Below are 23,087 nucleotides of genomic sequence, written 5' to 3'. Positions count from 1 at the left end.
AGTTAGTATTCAGTATCGTTGGCAAAGTTAATACTTCTTTCTTAGGCTCTCTCCTTTGAGGTCAAATTTTATTGCCTTATGCACGATTCTGTCCAGACAGGCTTCTGCAATGAGCTCGCTTTGGAACACATCATACCAGTCTGCAACGGGAAGCTGACTGGCCAGAATGAGTGCTTTCCGGTTGTACCGGTCATCTATGATCTGTTCAAAGTCATGCTGTACTTGTCCGTCCAGCTTGACCATCCCAAAATCATCTATGATCAGAAGGTCATGTGCATTCAGCTTACGGAAGAAGTTTGTCTCCCGTCCTTCCAGGTGTACAAGCTTCAGGTTCTCGATGAGCATGTTCATCGTGAAGTACAGTACCTTCCGGCCGTTCCTGCATGCCCTGTCACCCAAGGCACAGGCGAAGTAGGACTTTCCTGTTCCTGCCGGTCCGGTAATGATGACCGTCATTCCGCCCGTGATGTAATTTCCGGTCGCAAGGTCGGCTGCAGAGCAGGCCTGTATTCCCCTTGCCGTGTCTGTTTCCAGTTCTTCCATCGAGGCTCTCAGACGGAAGCCGGCATTCTTTATAAGACGCTGTATGCGGTTGTTTCCTCTCGTGTCACGCTCGTGCTGGAGCATGATCTGCATGCCTTCACGCAGGGTAAGCTTGTCCAACTGATGTGTTTCTTCCAGGGAGCTCCAGCAGCTTGCCATTCCCGGAAGCTTCAGCTCGTGCAGTGTTCTTTCTGTTTCGTTGCTCATAATCATTTATTGTTGTTTGTTCATGTCATTTCCTGTAAAATAGCTTCTTCCACGCATGTTTCCGTGGTTTGCCGGTATAGGCGCGTGGAAGATTACCGTCTCGTCGGCAGATGCGTTCATACCGTTACGCCTGAGTATGGCTTCAAACTTGCTGTAGGAGTAAATACCGTACTCCATGCACTGGCGGCAGGTAAGGTCAAAAGTGGCCAGGTCGTACTTCCGTCTGAGGCTGACTATGGAGTTGCACAGCTTGTAATACACCTCTTCAGGCTGTGTGGTACGTTTTGGGTCAAAGATTCTCTTTACATACTCATGGCAGTCAGGCGATATGTCTTTCGCTTTCTCCACATAATAGGCCGCCGAACGTTCCATGATTGCCCTGCTGCTGGATGCGAGATGTTCCCTGACTGTGGTATAGCCGTATGTATGGCTGCGGATGTGTGAGGCTACCAGTTTCTGCTCCACATAGACCTTTACCCATGAACGCGTAAAGACTACTCTTGCCTGTTTTCCTACATGGATATAGGGTACGGAGTAGAAATGGGTCACCTTGTCCTGTCTCAGTTCCACATGGCAGTTTGCCTGTACTTTCAGGTCGGCATACAGGCGCATCTCATAAGGCTCCGGTTTCAAGGGTTTCAGCAGCTCCTTCTCCATGGCATGAAAGCGCTCCTCACGGCTGTAGGGACGCTTCTGCATACGTGTCCGGTTGTGCCTTTCCATCAGTTCCCATACGGCACGGTTCAGTTCCATGAGTGAATGGAAGGTGTGGCTACGCAGTCTGGCATAAATACGGTTGTATGTGATTCTTACAGAGTCCTCTACCAGAGCCTTCTGGGTGGGCGATGCAGGGTCACATGGCAGCACTACAAAATGGTAGTAGTTGCCCATGTCCTCAAGAGCCTTGTTCAGCTTCGGCTCATGCCTGTCATTGCTGATTACCGCCGATTTGAGATTGTCGGGAGTCAGTATGGGAGGCACGCCGCCCAGATGTTCCAGACACATCCTTATGGCATACAGGAAGTCCTCCGTTTTCTGTGAAGGTACACATGTCACATAGGTATAGTCGCTGTAAGGCATACAGGCGACAAACACCTCCACCTTTATGACTTCTCCGGTTTCGGCATCCACATAGCTGAGCTTGTCACCGGCAAAGTCCACCATAAGTTTCTCACCCGGTTTGTAGGTGCTGGCCAGTACGGCTGTAACATCCTTTCTGGCGACGAGATTCTGCTTCAGATGATAATAGAACTGGGACTTGCCGTAACCGTCGGGATGGGTCGTACGGTATTCATCGAACAGGACCTGCCGGCTTACATGGGATTTGGGATCCGTCAGCAGTTCCCTGTATCTGGGCAGCAGACTCAGGAACTCTTCCATTCTCCTGTCCGTATATGCCGGAGAACCGGCATGGAACATCCTTTCCAACTCGGGATCGTCAATCTCAAGGAGGTCGCTGATGTTCCATCCGTTGGCTTTTACTGTATTCACATAACCGTTGACGGTTTCCTTATCAATCGGTAACTTGCGGCTTACACCGCGGTTGGATTCTCCGGCCTGCTTGAGCTGGAGTACTTGTTTTATGAGACTCATATCCTTTGTTGTTCCTGCCATGATGCCGAAAACGGAGCATCCCCACCCACTCTGAACGGCTTAATCCATCCAGTTTTACCGCTAAATTGGCCTTGAAAAGTGCCTGAAAAACGGAGTATATCCGTTCATTTCAGCTAAAAACGCCACAAAACGCCATAAAAAACGGAGCATATCCGTTCAGTGGTTTGGATATTACGATAGAATCTCCGTTTTCTCTACAGAAATCGGAGTATATCCGTTCACTAATGAGAATGTAATAATACTATAATCAGTTGTCTACATACGGAAAACGGAGTATATCCGTTCACCTTCTCACAGAAACGACAATGCCTGCATAAAAAACGGAGCATGTCCGTTCACTTGCTACTCTTTTCCCGTATCTTGTATGCAGAAAACAATCTTCATACGATACGACTATGGCAGGAAAAAGTAAGAATATGAGCCAGATCAAACAACTTCTTCTACTAAAGAAGAGCGGAATCTCCAACCGCAAGGCTGCTGATATAATCGGCATGAACAAGGAGACAGTGAACAACTACATGAACAAGGTCAACGCTGACAGCCTGAGCCTTGATGAACTTATCAGGTTGGATGATCCCATTCTTGAGCACCGTCTCAAGGGCGGCAATCCTGCATATAGCGACAAGCGTTTTGAAACATTCAAAGCCCTTCTTCCATATCTTCAGGAGGAGATGAAGCGCAAGCATGTCACGCTGAAGCTGCTTTGGGAGGAATACCGTAATGAGCATCCGGATGACCACTACAGCCTGACACAGTTCCGTTTTCATTACAATCAGAACACAGAGGCCAGAAAGGAGTCGCCATCCACCATACTTGCCGACATGCGTACGGGCGGCGAAAAGCTTTTCCTCGATTTTGCCGGTGATACTATGGGGTACGTTGATATGGAAACCGGTGAGGTCGTCCAGTGCCAGGCTTTTGTAGCCACTCTGCCTGCAAGCGACTACGGTTATATCCTCTTCGTACGTTCACAGCGCACGGAAGACTTTGTATATGCCATAACGCAGTGCCTGAAACATCTTGGCGGCGTACCAAAGATGCTTGTCCCTGACAACCTTAAAGCTGCCGTTGTCAAGACAGACAGATATGAGCCTTCGCTTAACCGTGTAATGGAGGATATGGCCAATCATTACGGCACGGTCATCATACCGGCACGTCCCGCACACCCAAAAGATAAAAGCAACGTGGAAGGGACCGTGAGGCTTGTCTATATGCGTGTGTTTGCCGAACTCCGCAATGAAACCTTCCATTCACTGGAAGAGCTTAACCGGGCAGCCTCGCTCAAAATGAAAGCGCACAACCAGAAACGCATGCAGAAGCATCCTTATACGCGTGAGGAACGGTTCCTTGCCGTAGACAGGCCTAATCTTATGCCGCTGCCTGACAGGGATTTTGAGATTGTGTCATATACCGATTTGAAGGTGTCAACCAACTGCTGTATCTATCTCGGACGTGACCAGCACTATTATACAGTACCCTATCAGTATATATCCAAAACTGCACATGTTGCATATACACGCACATTGGTAAAAGTATATGTGGACGGTGAACTTGTAGCCACTCACATACGTGATTACAACAGGGGAAAGTATACTATCGTAAAGGAGCATCTTGCAAGCAACTCCCGGGAATACAGAGGGATGAGTGCAAAATCATACATAGAGCGTGCCGAGCGTGCATCCGGCATACTTGGAGATGTAATCCGCCGCATATTTTATTCTTCCACAATGCCTCCGGAGACTCATTACAAGACCTGCGACGGGCTTCTAAACCTGCAAAGGAGCAGTGATCCGGTCGTTTTCCAGAAAGCCTGCGAGACAGCCCTGAATGTAGACAGATGCAACTATCGCTTTATCCGTTTACTGGTAGAGAGCAAGTGTGCCGGTGTGGGGCAGCCTTCATTTTCCTTTGCTCCTCCGCAGCACTGTAATATCCGTGGAAAATCACAGTTCAAATGACAGACTTCTAACACTCAAAACAAATAACGATGGATGAAATTATCAATGCTCTAAGAAACCTTAAGATGCCCGGAATGGCCCATTACTGGGCTACCATGCAGGAGACGCGACAGGCAGAGTCGCTCTCCTTGAAAGACGGTCTGCAACTGCTTATACAGGCTGAACTGGATAACCGGAATCAAAGCCGGAATGCCCGTCTGATAAAAAAAGCACACTTCCGTTATCAGGCTTCCATAAGTGAAGTTATCTATGACTGCAAGCGTGGCGTGGACAAGCAGAAAGTACTTAATCTTGCCACTTGTGACTATGTGAAAAACGGGGTATCCATACTTATTACGGGTGCTGCCGGTACCGGTAAAAGCTGGTTGGGTACAGCGTTTGGTCATCAGGCCTGCATGAACGGATATAAGGTTGCTTATTATAACCTGTACAGGCTCTTCGAGGAAATAAGCCTTGCCCGCATATCCAGTACTCTGCATCGTTTCTTCGCCAAGCTGGCACAGACTGACCTGCTTATACTGGACGACTTCGGCATGAAAGTTCTTGACGGACAACAGTTGCTTGACTTTATGGAGATTATAGAAGACCGCCATGGACAAAAAGCTACGATCATCATATCACAACTGCCGGTTGCTAACTGGTACGATGTGATGAAAGGCAACACGACTGCAGCTGATGCAATATTAGACAGGCTGGTACACACAAGTGTGCGCTTCGAGCTACAAGGCAGCAGTTTACGTCAAAAAAGACATCAAAACTGCAACGTTACAGACGAAAATCAATAAATTTGCATCGCCATAGGTAAAGAGTATGAAAAGTGAACGGATATCCCCGTTTTGGGTGAACGGATATCAACCGTTTTCAGCAGCCATGATTGTGCTGTTTCGTATAAATTTACCAGCACAAAGGAAACTGAAATCGGAGAAAGAATGAACGGATATGCTCCGGAAATGAAGATATGCACGGATGATTCTATGCACGGTTGAACGGATATGTTCCGGAAAAATGGAGAGCATACGCTTAAAGTGAACGGGTATGCTCCGGAAAAAAGGTGTTGCAACGTGCAATTCTCGAAAGTGAACGGATATGCTCCGGAAAAATTGAGATTTTAATGTCTGGTTATCCATTTTTTCATCCTTTTAGGGGATGAACGGATATAAAATTGCGTTTTTAAGGCCTGGTTTTATGCCTTAATAAGCTGCCGGAAAGTGAACGGGTATGCTCCGGAATATGCATTATATTGGTGGAGATGCTTATACCAATATCGTTTGTTGCGACAAAATTTTATCAAAAGATATCTGTAGATTATCTGATATAAAAACGCCAAAACATATGGTGGTGAACAAACTAGTTACAGATATTGATTTATCACGACTTAAATACCCATTACTCATAAAGCCAACGTATGAAGGAACTTCTATAGGTATAACTCAGGATAACTTAATTTTTAGCGAAGATAAGTAAGCATTCGAAGAAATGCACCTTTTACACTTTGAGGTTTGGTTGTAGCTTTGCGGCAGTGAATACAATCAAACCTCAATTATTATGAACAGACAAGAATTTGAAGAATTAGAATTGCAGGTGCAACAAAGCGAGCTGCCGTTGAAGTCGTACCTTCAACAGATAGGTGTAAGTTATTCAACCTATCACTACTGGCGTAGAAAATGTTCCGTTGACAGGAGCAGTATCAAACACGAGTTGGCTCCTATCAGTTTTAAACAGGCATTTACGGAGTCTTCCCAAGAAGAACAATTGCCGCATGGTGTTGCGCTGCTGTTTCCCAATGGACTTCGTGCCCACTTCGGGAGCGGTTCTGAAGATTTGCTGAAGGAAATATTTACCCAAAGTCTTCGAAACGGTCATGTTTAACCTGAACGACACGATGCGCTACTTCCTGTGTCCTGGCAGGACAGATATGCGCAAGGGTATCAGTTCGCTATGCGGAGTGGTACATGAGAAAATGAACAGTGAAGTGAGGAACGGTGATGTCTTCATCTTCATCGGTTCCAGCCGCAGGCTAATGAAACTCCTTCATGCCGAAGACGGAGGTATGGTAATGTATGTAAAACGTCTGGAGGCCGGTCGCTTCAAGTTGCCGGAGTATGATCCCAAATCAAACAGCTATCCCATGGAGTGGCGCGATCTGGTGATGATGGTTGAAGGAATACAGGAAAACCCGGAGCAGAGGCTCCGGCGGTTAAGAGCCGAACGTAAGGAATACCATGTATAACATGTTTTTTATGTGAGTAAACTTTGGATATTGTTGCATAATTCACTGTTAATTAGTATATTTACATCATTAAAAGAAGTATAGACAATGGAAGAAAAAGAAATTTTACTCAAGACGATAGAAGGGCTGAATGCCTCTATAGCCTCATTGTCTACTACTAATAAGAATCAATCCGAACAGATAAAAAATCTGCAGGAACGTATCAAGGAGTTGACGGCTCAGGTCGCATGGCTGAACCGTCAGCTCTTTGGTCGTAAATCGGAGAAACTTCGCGTATATGATCCTAATATGCCAGATCTCTTTGCCGACGAGTTTTCCGGACTCCGGCAGCAGGCGGAAGAAAAGCGGGACGAGGCTGTGGAAAAGATTGAGAAGGAATCGGTGGAAGACGTAAAACGAAATCGTCAGAACCGCAAAATGATAGAGGACTTGCCCGTATTGGAAACCGATACAATAGAACCGAAAGGCGTAGACTTGTCTTTATACCGTAGAATAGGCGAAGAGATAACAAAAGTCGTCAAACACAAGCCGGGAATGCTTTACGTCAAGGTGATCATCCGTCCCAAATATGCTCTCAAGGATAGTACCCTGCTTCCTCCAGCCGGACAGAAAGGCGTAGAGATAGCTCCCATGCCGCTGATGCCGGTCGACAAGTGCATTGCTGACACCAGCCTGCTTGCCGAGATACTGCTTCAGAAGTATGAATATCATGTCCCGTTCTACCGTCAGATACAACAGTACCGCCATCTTGGAATGAAAGGCCTGACGGAAAGTACGCTGGACGGATGGTTCAAGAAAACAGTAGAACTGCTTAAGCCTCTGTATGAAGAACTCAAACGGGAAGTATTCTCCTGCGACTATGTACAGGCGGACGAGACTACAGTTCCGGTCATTAACAGAGAAAAACACAGAGCCGACAAGGAATATCTCTGGATGGTAAGATCAGTCATGGAGAAACTGGTCATCTTCCATTACGACGGGGGATCACGGGCCGGAGCGGTCATCGAATCCCTGGCAAATCAATATAACTTCAAGGGATATCTTCAATGTGACGGTTTTGCAGGTTATGAAACAGCCTTCAAGACCAACCCCGATGTGCGGCTACTCAACTGCCTGGTGCATATACGCCGTCATTTTGAGCAGGCTTTGGATGAAAACAGGGAGATGGCGCAACATGCACTGACTCAGATACAGCATATCTATAAAATAGAACGCCAGTGTGACGAAGCCGGCCTGGCATATGATGAGCGCAGACAGACGCGTCAGGAACTGTCCAGGCCAATCATGGAGGCAATGAAAGTATGGATGGAGACAGAAGGAATTAAATACAGTCCAAGTTCTTTGACAGGCAAGGCCATAACATATGCCTATACCAAATGGGATAATATTATGAGATGTCTGGACGATGGCCGCCTGTACTGGGACAACAATCTGGCGGAAAATGTCCAACGGCCCATCACTCTGAGCAGAAAAAATTTTCTTTTCTGTGGTAATCACGAAGCTGCGGTTAATATGTCTGTTATCTGTTCCCTATTGGCTACTTGTAAGGCACACGATGTAAACCCAAGGAATTACCTGAATGATGTAATCGCCCAAATGCCTTATCACAAGAATGCAACTCATGAGATACTTTTGGATCTGCTTCCACACAAGTGGAAGCTGAAACATCCGGAAAGCATATTAACAAAACAACATGGGGTATCTGACAACTAATGCCATATGCAACATATAGGTTCAACAAAATAATAGCGGCTGAAACTATTAGGTTCATAGTGACAGTCGCTATTGTTGTATATAAAGGTTTAAAACTTGTAGTTTATCGAATGCTTACGAAGATAAAAATCGAATTATTAAACTTATCAATAATCTATATGAGAATTTGAACCAACCTATCATTATAGAAGAATTTATAGGAGGTAAAGAATTAAGTGTAAGCATTATTGGGTGGAAAGACAATATAAAGACTTGGGGAGTTGTTGAGAGATATTCGGAATTTAATGACAATTATTTCAATAATAATATACATAGTTTTGAGGATAAATTATATCATAAAATAAAACTAAGAAACGGCAAACACTTATTAAACGATTACAACATATCTAACCTCTTTAAATTATTTAATTGGTTAGATAAAGTTGAATATATTAGAATTGATGGCAAGCTAGTTAATGATACCTTTTACTGTTTTGAATTATCGCATGATACAACATTAAATCCGTCAGGGGCATTCTTTACTCCATTTTATTATGAAGGCTATAATTATCTATCTGTTCTCGAATTACTTATTGATAATTGTTTAGAACGGTATAATAATCTATGTCCCAGTTAACAATTAACACAGGGAAAAAATCACTTCGGATAATAGATGGTACTTGTGGATAATTATTTGTCAATAGTTTGCTATAATGACTAGCTAAAAAAGGAATATTTTCTTCATCATCTATTAACTTTGCGTATTTATAGCAGTTATAGACAACAGATTGAAAAATTGAACTGTTTTGATAATAGGACTTTCGTAAAGAGACTAACAAATTTTGATAAAATTCAACACCGCTATTTTTATCTTTTTGAATTATACAACAGCATAATAAATTAGATTGTATTGCAATAGAATCATCTGAATTTGTACAAATTTCAAGTGCTCTATATAAATTTAATAAAACCTTTCCAGATATATCTTGCGCCAGTATTCCTAGTACAGATTGATTATTGTAAAACATATACATTGGGAATACGGCCTTTTGAATGTGGTAGCTAGCTTCATTCATCCATTTATTGGCTTTTTTATAGTTACCCATAAATAGATAATCTCGCATTAATGTTAAACAAGAAGCAATAATTCCGTATGAATTGTTTCGAGTTCTAAATATATTATAGGCTTCTTTTATACGTTTTATCCTAAACTCCAAATCATTGTGAATACATAAACATGAATAACGCAAGAAATCGCCTTCCCACAATGAATTATTAAATACTTTATTCTCATAATATTCCATCCATAAATTATAGCAGTCATGTTTCTTGCGAAGAGATCTTAGCGTTCTCAATTCAACAAGCTTAAGCCCTAGATTATAAATTGAATCTTTTTCTTTATTACTCATTATGATATTCATAGCTTCCTGTGGGCTCTCACTTGATAAGGCTGCTATATAACATAATTTCACTCGTATATCTTCTATTGTTGAAAAAGAAATCTCATCAATAATCTTTTTATAATAGCCACAACGGAAATAAATATAAACAGACCATTTAATGATTTCTTTGTCAAATTCGTCATCTAGTTTGTTCGCATCATATGTTGCTCGTATTAAATTTAAATAATTAAGAACTGTATCAATAGGGAAAGAAGCTAAATCATCGTTTATTTGCTCAAGTATTTCAATAATATCTAAAAAAGAGTTGAGTTTTAAATAAAATGAAATCAAGTATAAATAGTTGTTTATTCTCTCTTCAATGCTTAGTTTTTCTTGATTTTTTTCTTTGTAGTAGGCAGCCATTCTCCTTAAAACAACAATGTATATTTTTTTTAACTCATCAAGCTTATTTAGTTCTTTAAATAGGCTGTCATGTGTTAATTTAATATCTATTGGAGTACATTCTATTATGTAATTATCCATTAAGAGTCTCAATGAAGTATCGATTTCCCTGCAATTTATAAGATCTGATAAATGTGTCGCTATTAGCTCATACAATTTAGTATAAGAAATGCCATTTCTATGAGATTCTATAATTATCAAAATTGCCTTTATTGAGTTGTTAAAATTATTAACAAGATTCTTAATCGTTTCACTATAAACTAATTCTTTATGAAGCTTTAAACATTTGGCATCATTTAAAAGTAACGAAAGCTTAAAAAGATTCCCATCAGAAGTATCATATGATTCATTGAGAATGCCAATGATTATATCGTCCTTAACTCCAAGAGTTTTAATAATTTCAGCTTTGTCAAGTTTAGAAAGAGTATATTCAGATATATCTGCTGCTGCTTGAAAAAAATCATGTAACTCTGGAATAGAAAAGTTATAACGAATACCAGTAGTGTATTCAAAAATCAAATAAGCGTTATTTGTTGATTGAATAATTTCCTTTAAAACTTGTACCGAATAATTATCAATATTTTGGATATTTTCAATGGCTAAAATTAATTTTCTTCCTCTTAATACATACTTAATATATTCTTTTCCCAGTAATAGTAGATTAAATTCATTACCTAACCATTCTTGGATATTATCTTCCGTTGATTTTACATGATCAAGGTAATTATCAATACCTACTGAGGAAAATATTTTTTTTATTGTTATTTCACCAATTATTTCTAAAAGGTTTTTTTTTAATGAAAATTCATGAAATCTTAAATACCCGGCTTGATCGTGCAAAGCATTAATATCAAGCATCTTAACTATCCTTTTTATAAAAAAGCCAAGATCACATTCTTCAGATTCACTTTGTTTTATTTTTACTCTATGATCTAAATCGTAATTTAGCTTGTTTTTTACAACCTCATCAATTAATGATGATTTACCCAAACCTGATGGACTGCTTATTATGACTATTCTAGATTTAGAACGAGCTAATGTTATATCTTCTTGAAAAAATTTCTTTTCAATTTTCCTATTTATAAATATTCTAGTAATCATAATTTTAAGTTATCAGTTATTCATACCGGTATTTTTCCTGGTGATATTCACTTTCTCGATGCTTTGTATTTCTTTCCTTTGCGAAACTTTAATATATACCAGAATGAAAGAAGTAATTGAACAGCAGAGAAGTTATACAGCTATTAAAAATGTGATGAGTGACTTTTTGTCTCATTGTCGATATGAAAAAAGACTAAGTGAAAAGACGATTAAAGCCTATAAGGTAGATGGACTTCAGTTTGAAACTTTTGTCAACGGTGATTTTAATGTTACCTATTTTGAACACATAACCAAGGAAATGATAAAAAGATATATACAGACTATATCCACATTTAAGCCAAAGACAATTAAAAGAAAGATAGCATCACTGAAAGCATTATTCTCGTATTATGAATACGAAAATGATTTATTTGTAAATCCTATACGAAAAATTAGACTCCAGGTAAAAGAGCCTAAAGTATTGCCTGTAGTTATGCACTATAATGAGGTCGAGCAGATTCTCAGATATTTGTACGAAATAAGGGAAGAGAATGTTAAACCTCAAAGCTACACTTATTTGGCCAGAACACGTGATGTATGCATGATCGAAGTCCTGTTTGCTACTGGAATACGGGTTGCAGAACTATGCAGTCTGTCCTGTAATGATATAGATCTTGAGAATGGTGTTCTAAAAGTGAATGGTAAAGGCAGTAAGGAGCGAATAATACAAATATGCTCATCGGAAGTACTTGATATTCTAAAAGAGTATTATGTTTTAGTACAGCCCCAGACTTTTTTCTTCGTGAATCGCTTAGGGAATAGAATATCCGAGCAGTCAGTTAGATTGTTAATCAAAAAGTGTGTAACCGGTCTGCAGATGAACAAGAGAGTAACCCCTCATACATTTCGGCATACATTTGCTACATTACTTTTGGAAAGAGGAGTTGATATAAAATATATCCAGAATCTTCTCGGACATAGCAGTATCGTTACGACGCAAATCTATACGCATGTAAATATGAATATGCAAAAAGAAATACTACAAAGCAAACATCCAAGAAATGAATTGAAACTTATCGGTTTCAAAGCGGATGTTGATACTGAATTATAGCTATATTTAATGCCTATCTTTATATTGCTCAATTATTTGATTTATACAAAAATGCTTATGTAGTTTTATTGGGCAAGTCGATTGAAACAGTTTCCTATGAAAAAGGGAACCTTTTTTCGTATTGCTTACCAAACTTTGAAAGGAATAATCAGCGAACATACCAATAAAAGAAAGCCGGCTAATAAACAATTAGCTGGCTCTCTTTTTCACACTATTAATCAATCAAATTAGCTCAAAATGGTTATCTTTATTTCTCCTCTTTCCTTAAAGGATTATCAATAAATATCCAGGAAGAAGATTCCCAGACAGTATATTCACCGTTGCTTACAGATTGTCCTTCATACGTAACCTTTGCCTTGCCATCTTTGAAAGGGAAGGCAAATTTATAGCTTGGAGGGATGATTACTATTCCCAGAGTATCTGCAAATCCGATGGCACCATCTTCGTCTATAATTCTGAATAGCCCTTCTTGTGGGTAGTCTGGTCCATTGTCATACTTGAATACGTTAAAAAGCTTATTGCCTTTTTTGTCAAGGCATACTATTTTCCCGTTTCCTTCAGCCACAAATCCAATATGATTGATTGTGTCGGTATAGGCAAATGGATACATACATGGTATTACAGTATCACCATTTTCTGAGACATATCCGAATAAACCGTTATCTTCGACCACGAACAACTTCTCGTCAGGCGTTCTCGTACAACATGCAAGCCCGACTGTGCAGATGAATGAAAAATACAATAGGGTTCTGTTCATGATTCTTTCTATAGGTTATTGTAAAACATAGAGCTCAACATCGCCACAATCCGTAAAATAAGCTTTTCCTTCCACTTTTTCACCATTAAACAAATCCACATGTCCGGAAGCATCACTCCAATTACAGTTCTTGAAGATTATGATACCTTTTTTCCCTTTGAAGTCTTCCAGTTTTTTCCCTTTTATCGGTGTGCCGCCTATCTTTTGCTTGATGAAGCTAAGCATGTCAGTTACTCTATAAAGATACCATTTCTTGTCCTTTCCCGAAGATGTGGCACCGTCATAGCGTGATATGGGCATACCTGAATAGTTAAAGGCATACGACAGACGTATTGCGCATGCGTTGGTGAAGAAGCCGGCTTTTATGTTCTCTTCTACTTTTCCGCCGATTAGTTTACCGACCGCTGATGTTGGTAGATCCTTAACTTTGCTGAAGTTGGAACTCAGTGTTGAATAAGTAATGCTCATAATGTTCTTTTTTAGTTCGTTAAACATTCATTATAGAATAGCTTCAAGTAGTTGCTTCATCTTAAAGGAACCATAAGTTGGCTCGTAATATAATAAAACTTATTGATACTTGAAAATATTTTCAGGAACTTATTAATGTTAATAATGAAATTAGGTATCTTTGTAGAAGAAATTAAAAAATAATGCAATGGATATAAGGCAAATAATAAAGGAAAAGCGTGATATTTTTAAAGCCATGGATCAGGCAATAGACAAAACATTAAATGTACAAGATGCTCAAATGCGTAAAGAAGGTAGATTGGATCTGGATAAACTACGGGGCAAAGACCCGGCAGTACCTTTTTTTATCGGTTATGCGTATGAATTTGAATATGATTGTTCTAAAGATACAAAGTATGCCCAAAAAGCAATAGAAGAGTATAATAATCTTATTAATTATGAATATGCTTTTTTACATGCAAATATTGAACGGTTGCAGAGTGCTGTAAATAGTGTAAATCCATAAATGTATAAAGAATCTATATTCTTGAAAAGATGTTTGCTCGGGGTAAGAACAGACATCTTTTTTATTGTGAGTTTTGCTATATTCAATGAAGATTGATAAGATTGTCAAATATCTTAATTCTAACACAATTATGGGAAATAATATAAACCTTTGTGATAGTGTTGTTGACATAATATCATTGATATTATGGATATTACTAATGATGTTATTAGTAACAATGTGTTCTGGCAACAAATTCATGCATCGATTTTTACCTATTGGATTTGTAGAAAGTAAATGGAAATATTTCCTTATATCTTTTATTCTGGCTTTTGTGTTGATTTTTTTCTTACTTCTTGTTTGCATTTTTAATGAAGGGGAGTTTTTCTGGATAGTGAATAAGAATATCTCAACAGAATGGGAAACTTGGGGAGGTTTTGCCACTTGCTTGTCTGCAATCTTTACGTTGATAACTGTCTTTTATGCCTATACCGCATTTACGAATTCCAATAGGGCTTTGAAGTCACAACAGAAAGCTGCCGAAAGAGCCTCATTTGATGCGACTTTTACACAGATGTTTGCACAGCATAATATATTGTATGCCAAAAACAGATGTTTGAGGTACAAGCATTGTCATTTTGCAGAGTTTGTTGAGTTCTTTGAACGAATGTCCGTTAAGCAGGACATAAGTATATCCAAAATGTGGAGTAAATATAACGAAGTTCTGGATTGTGGTTGTGGTGCAGGATGTTCAAGTAACTTCAAGAACTATTTTAAGTATATACATAGGGAGCTGACTTTCATACGTGGAAAAATAGAAGCTCAAAATGGTATAAATGGAAGTTCTTCCTGTTGTTCTAACCGACAATATGAAGCGAATCCGATGCCTGCTTTCTTGGCTGATTCCATAAAGGAATATGTAAGGTTAATAGAGGGGCAGATGAATAATGACGAGTTGTTCTGCTATTTCATAAATCAGTTGGATTATTATGAGAACCATCTTAATGAAGAGAAGGAACTACAGTGGTATTTTCAATATTTAATAGATATGGCATTCTTCAAGGAGATATGTAAAGATACATACAAGTACCATAGCATGGTTAGACGGGCTGTTATGATATTTATGATAAATGGCGGTCAACATCAAAAACATCTTCCTATTAAGTTAGAGTGGATAAACTATAGCGAGTAATCCTCCTCGCTGTTGGTTTATTCTGCTTCTATGAGTTCAAGAAAGCAAGGATTTCATCACAGCAGGCCGCTGCATGTTTGAATCCTTTTGGTAATACCATTAGGCATCCATTGTCGCTGTATAGGGCACCTGTTCGGGGATTTTCGTTTTTATATAGTTGACGAATAACTCCATTGAAATCCCCACAATCAGTTATGCGACAAAGAAATCTTCCTTGATTCTGACTTAGCCAATATCCTCCATGCATTCTATTTTCTTTGGGAATCTTCCAAAAATCAATAAGTACAATGCGCTTTTGGTTTCCATGCAAGAAATTCATTCTTTCCAGGAGGTTATTGCAATACAAATCTCCAAAGCTATATCCTGCAATTACCAGTTTGTGATTTCTGATGATACAGTTGGTCATATTGGCATGATAAAAGTCAAATGGAACGCAGTTTAGCTTATCCGTTTTACGCAATCCTGTAACGATTGGAGAAGAATAATATGTTTCTCCTGATTGGGTACAAGGCTGGCTTTGTCCTCGTCCCATCATCAATCCTTTAACTATCTCATAGTCAGGATATTTATATAAGTCATTTGATAGATAATTATAAATATCAGTATTCGGATCTTTATATGACTGGAAGTAATAATTTATACATCCATGCAGATGATTTATAGTAGATAAGCCATTCGGATTTTCAAACAACTTCTTGGGATTGAACCGTAGGAATGCATCTTGAATTTCATCCAGTTCAAATCCATCCTCATAATTTTCTATTGATTTCTCAATTGTAGTGTCATAGTTTAATACAAAGAAGTCACTGTTTTCGCCAAACTGTTGATAAAATCTCCAATACCATTCATTCACCTGTTCTTTCATGATGTTGGAATCATACCCATTTACAATATCCATTATTCTGAGGATAAATTGGTCCATGACAGAACGAAGTGTATTAGGATCAAAGTCTATATTCGGTTTGGTGAAAGGAGCAAAAACCGGATATCTATTCGGATTATTACATTTTTTGTTCCATACCCAACTGTAAGCATCTAACATCTCTAATACGTGAAACAAATGTTCAAAATGAATATAGGGGGCAGGTGTTCCACTTATATATGGATTAGAACACTCTGATGGATAATTTTCCATGAGCCAGTTGTAGATATCATTTACAATAGTTATTGTATCCCCTTGAGTAAGATAATTTTTGTAAGGTCTGCAAACATCTTCTGTGATTTTTGTAGTTGCAGGTTTAATCACATCTTGTGGTAAAACCAAGTCAAGCGGTGTTCCTGCACCTATTAAAAATGTTGTACGATTATTTTCCATAATTCGCTATATTTACTCATTGAAACATTTCAGGAACTATATCTTCAATTTCAATTCCATCTATTACCTTGGCCGAGAGTTTTTTGCCAAAGTCGCGTACTTTATTACCTGCATACTTATCAAAGATATAAGTACTCTTGTGGGCGAAATCAAAGTTCTCCAATATCATTTTGTTAATTCCTTCGTCTTTACATCCATATCCTATGATTATCAGTTTTTCTGCATTTCGCAGGTTCTTTCTGAATCTTTTGAAGAGTTTCTTGAAAAGTAAAGGATTGTTGTATCTTTCTATTTTAGAGGTTGTGCCGGTCAGAAAATCGGCGTGGTAAGCAATCGGGCAACTTTCATAACCTATTTTGCTTCGTATTCCTCTTAATAAGTCACTCACGCCAATACCTTCCCTTATTTTCACATACTTAATGGGTATCATGAAATTGTTCTCAACAGTCTTGTAATAAGGCACATAATCTAAGCTACCATGTAATTTATAAAGCCTTATAGGAGCGTCGTATCTGGCTGCGTATCTTTCTAACCGGCAATGATAAGTAGCATTGTCTCTATTCAGTATTCCATAGAACTCCGAACCATATTCATCAAAGCCGTCAGAAATGCTACCATTGATATATTCAGTCTTATTAAAAGATTCAAAAAGTAAATCATGGTTCAGTGTATGCACATCAATGATATAATCTTCTTTCAAGTGATTTAGGTATTTCAGAAAGCCATCGTAATGTTCCACATATCCTACGTGGAATGGCTGGTTTTCGTAAAAAGAATTACCATCTTTATCTCTCAACAAATATCTCACCATCTGATTATAGATGTCGGGGAGACTGAAGACGAAACTTCCATAGTCTGTATATTCGTCTAATAAATCATCACACAATGTTTCGTAGCATGAGTTATATACTTCTTCACTTTTTATAAAGTCATAAAACTCTTCATAGTCGAACTTATGTGTCTCTGCATACTTTTTTATTAGACGCTTGCAAAATACGAAATGTTTTTGATGCAGATTAAGTATCCCTTCTTCTTGAAAAGCTGGTTTTTCTCCAGTTGTTGAGCAACATAATACACCACTTGGTGAAAAATCTGCATTATATTTTTCAAAGTCCAATATATTCTCATTCAGAGTATTTCCTATCGGATACCCTTGTGGCGCAGAAAAGCCAGCTCCAATTAAGATGGAGATGTGCTTTCTACCTGTCAAAGGCTTTTCTGGTATTTCATAGCCCAAATCTATATCTTTTTTCATAATGAGTCCTTTCTTTTATATAAACTTATTTATCAAATAATGTGTCTATATTTATGTACTAGCTTCTGCTCTGATTACAGTGGCGAGTTGTTGAAGATGGGCAGGAATGTCCGTTCTTTCATTCCCAACTTTCTGGATACTGGGAGTACAATCATTTTAATACCTTTATCAAAGGTGTAGTTTTTTCATTTTATCTTCAAAGTACGTTTTCATATTTTTCAAGATTTTACCATTAATACAAGTATTGTCATTAGGTGATGTACCTACCCCGATATTCCGATTCACTATAGATTAATTATTATAAGAATAAATATAACATAACTCCCATATTATATTTACAGTCTCATCTTTTCCAATCTTACAAAAAAAAGATTTTTGTTTTTGATTTAATTTGTTATATATATCAATTATTATTGGAGCTGTTTTTTTCTTATCCCTTAAAACAGCCTTATCTTTACATTTTTCAATTACTAATTGAAAAAATGGTAATATAAAATTATTGTATACATAGTTTCTTTCCAATCCAAAAGAAGGAGTAGTTAACTCTCTTTTAGATACCGTGATTAGATTTGACAATATATTAGAATCAATTATGTTGTTGATTCTGTTATGACAATTTTCAATTAAGGATTCATTATATAATGCATTTGTTACTATTTTTAATTCTATATTTGCAGATAAACTATATAACCCATCATCAGGCCTATCAATTGGACCAACCCACAGTGAGACGTTTATTGAATTTGATTGACTCAACCTAAATATAATATAGCTATAATATATATCCTCTAAATGTTTACAAAACACAAACAAGTCTTTATAGCATAATTTATTTAAACATTTATATCCATCTATATGGGGCGATGTTTCAATTGTTTTAACTATATGTTTCTTTAAAGAAATTCTATCCATTTACTTACTATAATAATTTTTACCATATGTCCAAGTAATACCACTTTTCTTCATTTTTCTTAGAAGGCTTCTCATTTCAGGACTTTTTCTTGGATCATGATCAAAATGCCAATGGGGATTAGCTTTCATTGATAATTTATTTGCTATATCCTTATTTAATTGAGTATTCATCCTTTTTAAAGACTCTTTACTTCTTGGACCTTTTGAGAAATTGTCAGATTTAAATTCGATATCTACCCCATCTACATATTTATCATAAACTCTTCCTCCAATCCGTCTACCATCACCCTCTCCAAAAATTTCTGTTGCACGTTTATCATGCCAAATCTTTGCGTAATTAAGCCATATACGTCCAGCCAATCCCAATATATCAATCCACGTATTGGAATCATTGACATACCCGTAAAGGTTATGTATTCCCCCAGCCAGCCCAATCGAATCTTGCGAGATATACATCCCCATTTGCGGCGAGTAATACCTGAATCGGTTGTACGCCAGCCCTGTCTCTCGGTCATAATACTGTCCTTGGAACAGGAACGGTATCATTCCGATATTTCCGGTCTCCTCGATGACTTCTCCGTTCATATCCAGAGTCCTGCTCCACACCTCGTTGCCTTGCGTGTCGTATGCCTCGGTTGGTGTACCCAGATGGTCTGTCAGTATAGAGTAGGCCCTGCCTTCTTTTATCATGGCGGCAGGCACGAAGGATTCCTCCTCAAAGAGCCAGAGCGTGCGGTCTTTACGCTCTTCCTCGGTCAGCCACGCATCCTCTTCCATTGAGTAGCTCCGTCTCTGCTTCCACTGGTGCAGTGGCACGTTCCCGTTCCACATCCATCGTGTCACGGTCGTTCCGAAGCTCTTCGAGAGCCTTCTTCCCAGCGCATCGTATTCGAATGTCACTTCCTCACCGTCAGGTCGTACCACCTTTGCCAGCGATCCGTCAGCGTTCCACCTGTATTTCCAGTGCTCCTTCTTTCCGTCCAGCCATCTTCCCGTACCGATGTATCGTTCTGTCAGATTCCCGTCCTTGTCATACTCGCAGTGCCACTTCCCGTCCTGTTCCATGGCTCCGCCTTTCAGGAAGCGGCGTACCATGCAGTCGGGGTCGGGGTACAGGTTTCCCAGGCTGTCGCTCTTTCTCCACTGTTCCGTTCCGTCTCCGTACTCGGCATACTCCAGCTGTCCGTTCGGAGTGTACCCGTACCGTGTCGTTCCCCGTCTGCTATCTTCCGTTGCGAGCAGCCGGTCAGCCTTGCCCCAGCGGTAGCGGCGCAGGTGTCGTGTCCGTGCATCCTTTCTCGTGCGTGCATCCACAAGGCGGCCAATGTTGTCGTAAGCGAAACTTCGCATTACGCCTCCGGGTAGCATACGTTCTGTTTCAAAGCCCAGTGTGTCATAGCTGTGCTGTGACTTCCACGGCATTTCACCGTTCCCGCAGCCGTCTCCGGCTCTGAACTCCGTCAGTTCTCCGAATTCGTTGCGTTTGTATTCCAGATTCGCCCCGAGCGTACTTTGCAGGGACAGTATCTGTCCGGTCCTGTCGTAGGTGCGTCTGATGGTCTCACCGTCTGCCGTTTCCATTACCGGCAGTCCTAGTGCGTTGTAGGCAAACTCCACTCGGCTTTCACCCCGTGTTGCTTCCACGAGCCTTCCCGATATTCCATATTGGTAGGTCTGGTCGGGCTCATCCGTTGTCACATACGACACCCTTGTTACCCTCGATGCATTGTCATATTCGTATTCCCTCACGATTCCGCTCGGCAGCCTTTCGCTGGTTACACGTCCGGCGATGTCACGTTGGTATATCCTTGTTCCCCGGTCAAACCCTGTTTCCCGGATTACGTTGCCTACGTCGTCAAGATCGAACTCATAGTATTGCATCCGCTCGTTTATCACGTGGCGCAACCGTTCTTCCCTGTCATAATGGAAACCTACTACACCTCGGCTGTCCTTGCGGTGTGTCAGCTTCCACATGCCCGAGTAGGTGTATTCCACTTTCTGCAGGTCGTCCCGGTATTCCAGCAGGTTGTCTATGCCGTCATATCTCAGGTGTATGTGGTTGCCGTCGAAGTCCTCCACTTCCGTCACGCGTCCTATGGCATCATAGTGTCTTGTCTGTACAGCACCTTTCGGATTTGTCACCTGTGTGCAGCGTCCCAGTCGGTCATAGCGGTAGCTTGAGGTGTTTCCCCGGCTGTCTGAGGCTTCCGTCAGGTTGCCGTCTTTGTCGTAGCTCAGTACAGTTTTTACACCATACGGGTCAGTGATACTTTCGGCCAGTCCTTCGCTGTACTCTATCTGTGTTTTCGCCCCTTCTGGGTTAGTACGTTTAGTCACATTTCCCTTTGTGTCATAGTCGAACTTCCATGTACCTCCGTCCGCTGTGGTCACGCTCAGCGGCCTGTTGCGCAATGCCCCCTTACGGAAAAACACGGCCGATACGCTGCCGCCTCCCGGATCGGAACTGTCGGTACAGTTTCCCCAGCGGTCGTATTTGTACAGGCTGCTGTTGCCTGCTGGATCAGTTTCCTGCAGGAGCTTGCGGTCCGAGTCGTATTTCCATCGGTGTTCGCCTCCGTTGGCATCCACCTTCCGATACACTAGTCCGTCCTTGTGGCAATATTCTGTCGGCTTGTCATGGCTGTCAAGCACTCTGGTCATGCCATCGAGGAATTGCAGTTTGTGGTCGTATATGCCTCCGTCTCCCCATGTATGTATGCATCGGGATCCGATTTCGCTGCCGTCGTATTCGAAGAACCAGTTCAGTCCGTTTCTCCATGTTTCCTTTACGATCAGCCTTCTTTGGTATTCATATCGCATGGCATCACCCACGGCGTTGCGCTGGCATATCATGTTTCCCTCCGCATCGTATTCGTATGATGCGAGTATTGTTTCTTCTCCCTTGTTCTCGGGATGAGGGCCTTTTATTATCAGAATGTGTCCGTTACGCTCGTCGCATTCTACGGTAAGCTTTCTTCCCGCACTGTCGGTAATCTCCTTCAGGTATCCCTTGTTGTTGTACCCGAACCGTATGGCGAACCCGTTCGCGTCCGACATGCTCTCCAGCAGGTGTACATCGTCATATTCTTTCTGTGTGAATCGGTAGTACAGGTCTTCGTCCATATCCCAGATGCAGTAGCCGTCCTTTTCTTTTCGTGCCTCCTTGCGTTCTGCACGGATGAACGAGGGCTTCTTCTCAGTAGGTAGCGGGAAGGCTACGGGTATTCCGTCAGACATTCGTAAGGTGAGGATACCGTCTTCCACTACGATGCCCATGTCGTATGCATGATGCCATCCATTGCCCAGTGGCCCCTGGTAGTCGCTTCGGCTGTACCAGGTACGTTCCCAGGAGAGAGGGATTGGACCGTCTATCCAGAAGTCCTCTTCATCTGTGAAGAATGTGCCGCTTGCCACGTCCACCGGGTGTCCGGTTACGGTACAGATGGTCTTGTGCAGCATGTCCTGCAACTTTCCGCTCTTTATCTTGTCATTTACGGCTCCATGCAGTTTGTCTGCCAGCTTCTCGGTTTTTTTCTTGTACAGTCTTCCGAAAGCCCCCATGCACTTGCGTGAGAGGGCAGCCATCGGGTTAAACGGCACGGGCACGGGGCTGGTCAGAATCTGTCTGACCGGAGGGATCGGGTTGATTACGCCTGTCGGCAGGAACAGTCCCGGCACCTTGTGTACGCTCGACATGCCCAGGTCGTTGCAGTCCAGATGCATGTGTGTTCCTCCTCCCGACAGCGGAAGTCCGTCGGCAAGTACGGTCAGACTTCCCATGAAGGCATGTCCGTTGTTTTTCGGGATTGGTATTGAGTTTGCGGCAAATCCGGCTCCCATCGGTACATGCGGTATGCTGCGTGTGGGGGTGGAAGCCACGGCACGTGGAATGAATCCGCCGATTTTTACGGTGGCACCCATCATGCCCACGGCCATGGTCAGTGCCGTGTGGCCTATCTCTGCGAGCTTGGCCGAGTCTGCATCCCCGGTTTCTTCCGCTGTGGGCGGAGGGGGGATATACGAGGCTACCGCCGCCGTCATGAAGTCCTGCGGACAAAGCAGTGTCCCTACATACGGGTGAGGCATCGGCACGCTTGTGGCCGGTGGTATGTTCACCAGGTGAATATCCACTCCGATTACAGGGTCGAGCTGTTTGGAGATGGGCAGGCACGCCTGTCCTTTCATCCCCAGTGCTCCGAGCACGGGGAGTACGGCTGCCTCGCTCACGTTGTCTGCCAGACTGCCCAAGGCTGTGGCTGCCTTCAGTCCGGTGTCAAGCGCGTTGACGGACGGGGATACACCCGCCTCCGCATTGGCGGAAGCTCCCGAAACCACACCCGACATCTGTGCTCCTACGGTGGCTTCAAGCTGTGCGCTTACCTGGTCGAAATACCCTGTTCCTGATGACATAGTTTATAGTTGTTT

The 23,087-nt window shown here is 41.2% G+C and carries 18 protein-coding genes; 9 read left to right on the top strand and 9 right to left on the bottom strand.

The window, feature by feature from the left end; all coding sequences use genetic code 11:
- Positions 1-27: 27 nt before the first annotated feature.
- The gene (gene istB / locus BQ5591_RS17175; RefSeq protein WP_071150800.1) at positions 28-750 is read right to left on the bottom strand and encodes an IS21-like element helper ATPase IstB; all 723 of its coding nucleotides are present in this window, start codon (positions 748-750) and stop codon (positions 28-30) included.
- Between the two features lie 6 nt (positions 751-756).
- On the bottom strand, positions 757-2,343 hold the full coding sequence (istA, locus tag BQ5591_RS17170; protein WP_235817107.1) for an IS21 family transposase: 1,587 nt from the start codon (positions 2,341-2,343) through the stop codon (positions 757-759).
- Between the two features lie 437 nt (positions 2,344-2,780).
- Between istA (BQ5591_RS17170) and istA (BQ5591_RS17165) the strand changes: the two genes are divergently transcribed.
- The 6 genes from istA (BQ5591_RS17165) to BQ5591_RS17140 all read left to right on the top strand — a co-directional run bounded on the left by istA (BQ5591_RS17165) (position 2,781) and on the right by BQ5591_RS17140 (position 8,881).
- Positions 2,781-4,322, top strand: a complete 1,542-nt coding sequence (gene istA, locus BQ5591_RS17165; RefSeq protein WP_083381016.1) for an IS21 family transposase — start codon at positions 2,781-2,783, stop codon at positions 4,320-4,322.
- 29 nt (positions 4,323-4,351) lie between these two features.
- Positions 4,352-5,107, top strand: coding sequence for an IS21-like element helper ATPase IstB (istB, locus tag BQ5591_RS17160; protein WP_071150252.1), 756 nt, complete (start codon positions 4,352-4,354; stop codon positions 5,105-5,107).
- A 760-nt stretch (positions 5,108-5,867) separates the two neighbouring features.
- Positions 5,868-6,191: an IS66 family insertion sequence element accessory protein TnpA gene (gene tnpA / locus BQ5591_RS17155; RefSeq protein WP_022233666.1), complete on the top strand. Its 324-nt coding sequence runs from the start codon at positions 5,868-5,870 to the stop codon at positions 6,189-6,191.
- Positions 6,184-6,552, top strand: a complete 369-nt coding sequence (tnpB, locus tag BQ5591_RS17150) for an IS66 family insertion sequence element accessory protein TnpB (RefSeq protein ID WP_071149928.1) — start codon at positions 6,184-6,186, stop codon at positions 6,550-6,552. The genes tnpA and tnpB overlap by 8 nt, the downstream gene beginning before the upstream one ends.
- 87 nt (positions 6,553-6,639) lie before the next feature.
- A complete protein-coding gene (gene tnpC / locus BQ5591_RS17145) occupies positions 6,640-8,265 on the top strand; it encodes an IS66 family transposase (protein WP_071149927.1) in 1,626 nt (541 codons plus the stop codon).
- A gap of 166 nt (positions 8,266-8,431) precedes the next feature.
- Complete coding sequence (locus BQ5591_RS17140; RefSeq protein WP_071150251.1) at positions 8,432-8,881, top strand: ATP-grasp domain-containing protein; 450 nt, start codon at positions 8,432-8,434, stop codon at positions 8,879-8,881.
- Here BQ5591_RS17140 and BQ5591_RS17135 read toward each other — a convergent pair.
- Positions 8,835-11,189 carry a hypothetical protein gene (locus BQ5591_RS17135; RefSeq protein ID WP_071150250.1) on the bottom strand — a complete coding sequence of 785 codons (2,355 nt, stop codon included), beginning with the start codon at positions 11,187-11,189 and terminating at the stop codon, positions 8,835-8,837. The two genes, BQ5591_RS17140 and BQ5591_RS17135, sit on opposite strands and share 47 nt — an antisense overlap.
- A 103-nt stretch (positions 11,190-11,292) precedes the next feature.
- On the opposite strand from BQ5591_RS17135, the gene BQ5591_RS17130 reads away from it, so the two are divergent.
- On the top strand, positions 11,293-12,279 hold the full coding sequence (locus BQ5591_RS17130) for a tyrosine-type recombinase/integrase (RefSeq protein WP_071150249.1): 987 nt from the start codon (positions 11,293-11,295) through the stop codon (positions 12,277-12,279).
- Positions 12,280-12,526: 247 nt separating this feature from the next.
- Here the strand turns inward: BQ5591_RS17130 and BQ5591_RS17125 are convergent, their stop codons facing one another.
- Together BQ5591_RS17125 and BQ5591_RS17120 are read right to left on the bottom strand one after the other, a co-directional pair.
- The gene (locus tag BQ5591_RS17125; RefSeq protein ID WP_071150248.1) at positions 12,527-13,036 is read right to left on the bottom strand and encodes a WG repeat-containing protein; all 510 of its coding nucleotides are present in this window, start codon (positions 13,034-13,036) and stop codon (positions 12,527-12,529) included.
- A 15-nt stretch (positions 13,037-13,051) separates the two neighbouring features.
- Positions 13,052-13,504 (bottom strand): type VI secretion system amidase effector protein Tae4, encoded by a 453-nt coding sequence (locus BQ5591_RS17120; protein ID WP_235817106.1) that lies wholly within the window; start codon positions 13,502-13,504, stop codon positions 13,052-13,054.
- A 187-nt stretch (positions 13,505-13,691) separates the two neighbouring features.
- Here BQ5591_RS17120 and BQ5591_RS17115 point away from each other — a divergent pair, with 187 nt between their 5' ends.
- Both BQ5591_RS17115 and BQ5591_RS17110 read left to right on the top strand, forming a co-directional pair.
- Complete coding sequence (locus tag BQ5591_RS17115; protein ID WP_071150247.1) at positions 13,692-14,009, top strand: hypothetical protein; 318 nt, start codon at positions 13,692-13,694, stop codon at positions 14,007-14,009.
- A 199-nt stretch (positions 14,010-14,208) separates the two neighbouring features.
- Complete coding sequence (locus BQ5591_RS17110; protein WP_205410647.1) at positions 14,209-15,180, top strand: hypothetical protein; 972 nt, start codon at positions 14,209-14,211, stop codon at positions 15,178-15,180.
- A 28-nt stretch (positions 15,181-15,208) separates the two neighbouring features.
- Here the strand turns inward: BQ5591_RS17110 and BQ5591_RS17105 are convergent, their stop codons facing one another.
- The 4 genes from BQ5591_RS17105 to BQ5591_RS17090 all read right to left on the bottom strand — a co-directional run bounded on the left by BQ5591_RS17105 (position 15,209) and on the right by BQ5591_RS17090 (position 23,072).
- The gene (locus BQ5591_RS17105; RefSeq protein ID WP_071150245.1) at positions 15,209-16,495 is read right to left on the bottom strand and encodes an SIR2 family protein; all 1,287 of its coding nucleotides are present in this window, start codon (positions 16,493-16,495) and stop codon (positions 15,209-15,211) included.
- Positions 16,496-16,511: 16 nt separating this feature from the next.
- Positions 16,512-17,750: a hypothetical protein gene (locus BQ5591_RS17100; protein ID WP_071150244.1), complete on the bottom strand. Its 1,239-nt coding sequence runs from the start codon at positions 17,748-17,750 to the stop codon at positions 16,512-16,514.
- 291 nt (positions 17,751-18,041) lie between these two features.
- A complete protein-coding gene (locus tag BQ5591_RS17095) occupies positions 18,042-18,662 on the bottom strand; it encodes an Imm25 family immunity protein (RefSeq protein ID WP_071150243.1) in 621 nt (206 codons plus the stop codon).
- Complete coding sequence (locus BQ5591_RS17090) at positions 18,663-23,072, bottom strand: DUF6531 domain-containing protein (RefSeq protein ID WP_083381015.1); 4,410 nt, start codon at positions 23,070-23,072, stop codon at positions 18,663-18,665.
- Positions 23,073-23,087 lie beyond the last annotated feature (15 nt).

It is taken from the genome of Bacteroides ndongoniae (assembly GCF_900108345.1).
Classification (GTDB): Bacteria; Bacteroidota; Bacteroidia; order Bacteroidales; family Bacteroidaceae; genus Bacteroides; species Bacteroides ndongoniae.
This window is presented reverse-complemented; position numbering and strand designations above follow the sequence as displayed.

Excerpts from the sequence above, each read along its gene's own strand:
- BQ5591_RS17105 (WP_071150245.1), bottom strand. The coding sequence starts at position 16,495 with ATGGAAAATAATCGTACAACATTTTTAATAGGTGCAGGAACACCGCTT.
- BQ5591_RS17095 (WP_071150243.1), bottom strand. The coding sequence starts at position 18,662 with ATGGATAGAATTTCTTTAAAGAAACATATAGTTAAAACAATTGAAACA.
- BQ5591_RS17135 (WP_071150250.1), bottom strand. The coding sequence starts at position 11,189 with ATGATTACTAGAATATTTATAAATAGGAAAATTGAAAAGAAATTTTTT.
- tnpA (WP_022233666.1), top strand. The coding sequence starts at position 5,868 with ATGAACAGACAAGAATTTGAAGAATTAGAATTGCAGGTGCAACAAAGC.
- BQ5591_RS17130 (WP_071150249.1), top strand. The coding sequence starts at position 11,293 with ATGAAAGAAGTAATTGAACAGCAGAGAAGTTATACAGCTATTAAAAAT.
- istB (WP_071150252.1), top strand. The coding sequence starts at position 4,352 with ATGGATGAAATTATCAATGCTCTAAGAAACCTTAAGATGCCCGGAATG.
- BQ5591_RS17110 (WP_205410647.1), top strand. The coding sequence starts at position 14,209 with ATGATGTTATTAGTAACAATGTGTTCTGGCAACAAATTCATGCATCGA.
- BQ5591_RS17115 (WP_071150247.1), top strand. The coding sequence starts at position 13,692 with ATGGATATAAGGCAAATAATAAAGGAAAAGCGTGATATTTTTAAAGCC.
- istB (WP_071150800.1), bottom strand. The coding sequence starts at position 750 with ATGAGCAACGAAACAGAAAGAACACTGCACGAGCTGAAGCTTCCGGGA.
- tnpB (WP_071149928.1), top strand. The coding sequence starts at position 6,184 with ATGTTTAACCTGAACGACACGATGCGCTACTTCCTGTGTCCTGGCAGG.
- BQ5591_RS17100 (WP_071150244.1), bottom strand. The coding sequence starts at position 17,750 with ATGAAAAAAGATATAGATTTGGGCTATGAAATACCAGAAAAGCCTTTG.
- tnpC (WP_071149927.1), top strand. The coding sequence starts at position 6,640 with ATGGAAGAAAAAGAAATTTTACTCAAGACGATAGAAGGGCTGAATGCC.
- istA (WP_083381016.1), top strand. The coding sequence starts at position 2,781 with ATGAGCCAGATCAAACAACTTCTTCTACTAAAGAAGAGCGGAATCTCC.
- istA (WP_235817107.1), bottom strand. The coding sequence starts at position 2,343 with ATGAGTCTCATAAAACAAGTACTCCAGCTCAAGCAGGCCGGAGAATCC.
- BQ5591_RS17090 (WP_083381015.1), bottom strand. The coding sequence starts at position 23,072 with ATGTCATCAGGAACAGGGTATTTCGACCAGGTAAGCGCACAGCTTGAA.
- BQ5591_RS17120 (WP_235817106.1), bottom strand. The coding sequence starts at position 13,504 with ATGAGCATTACTTATTCAACACTGAGTTCCAACTTCAGCAAAGTTAAG.
- BQ5591_RS17125 (WP_071150248.1), bottom strand. The coding sequence starts at position 13,036 with ATGAACAGAACCCTATTGTATTTTTCATTCATCTGCACAGTCGGGCTT.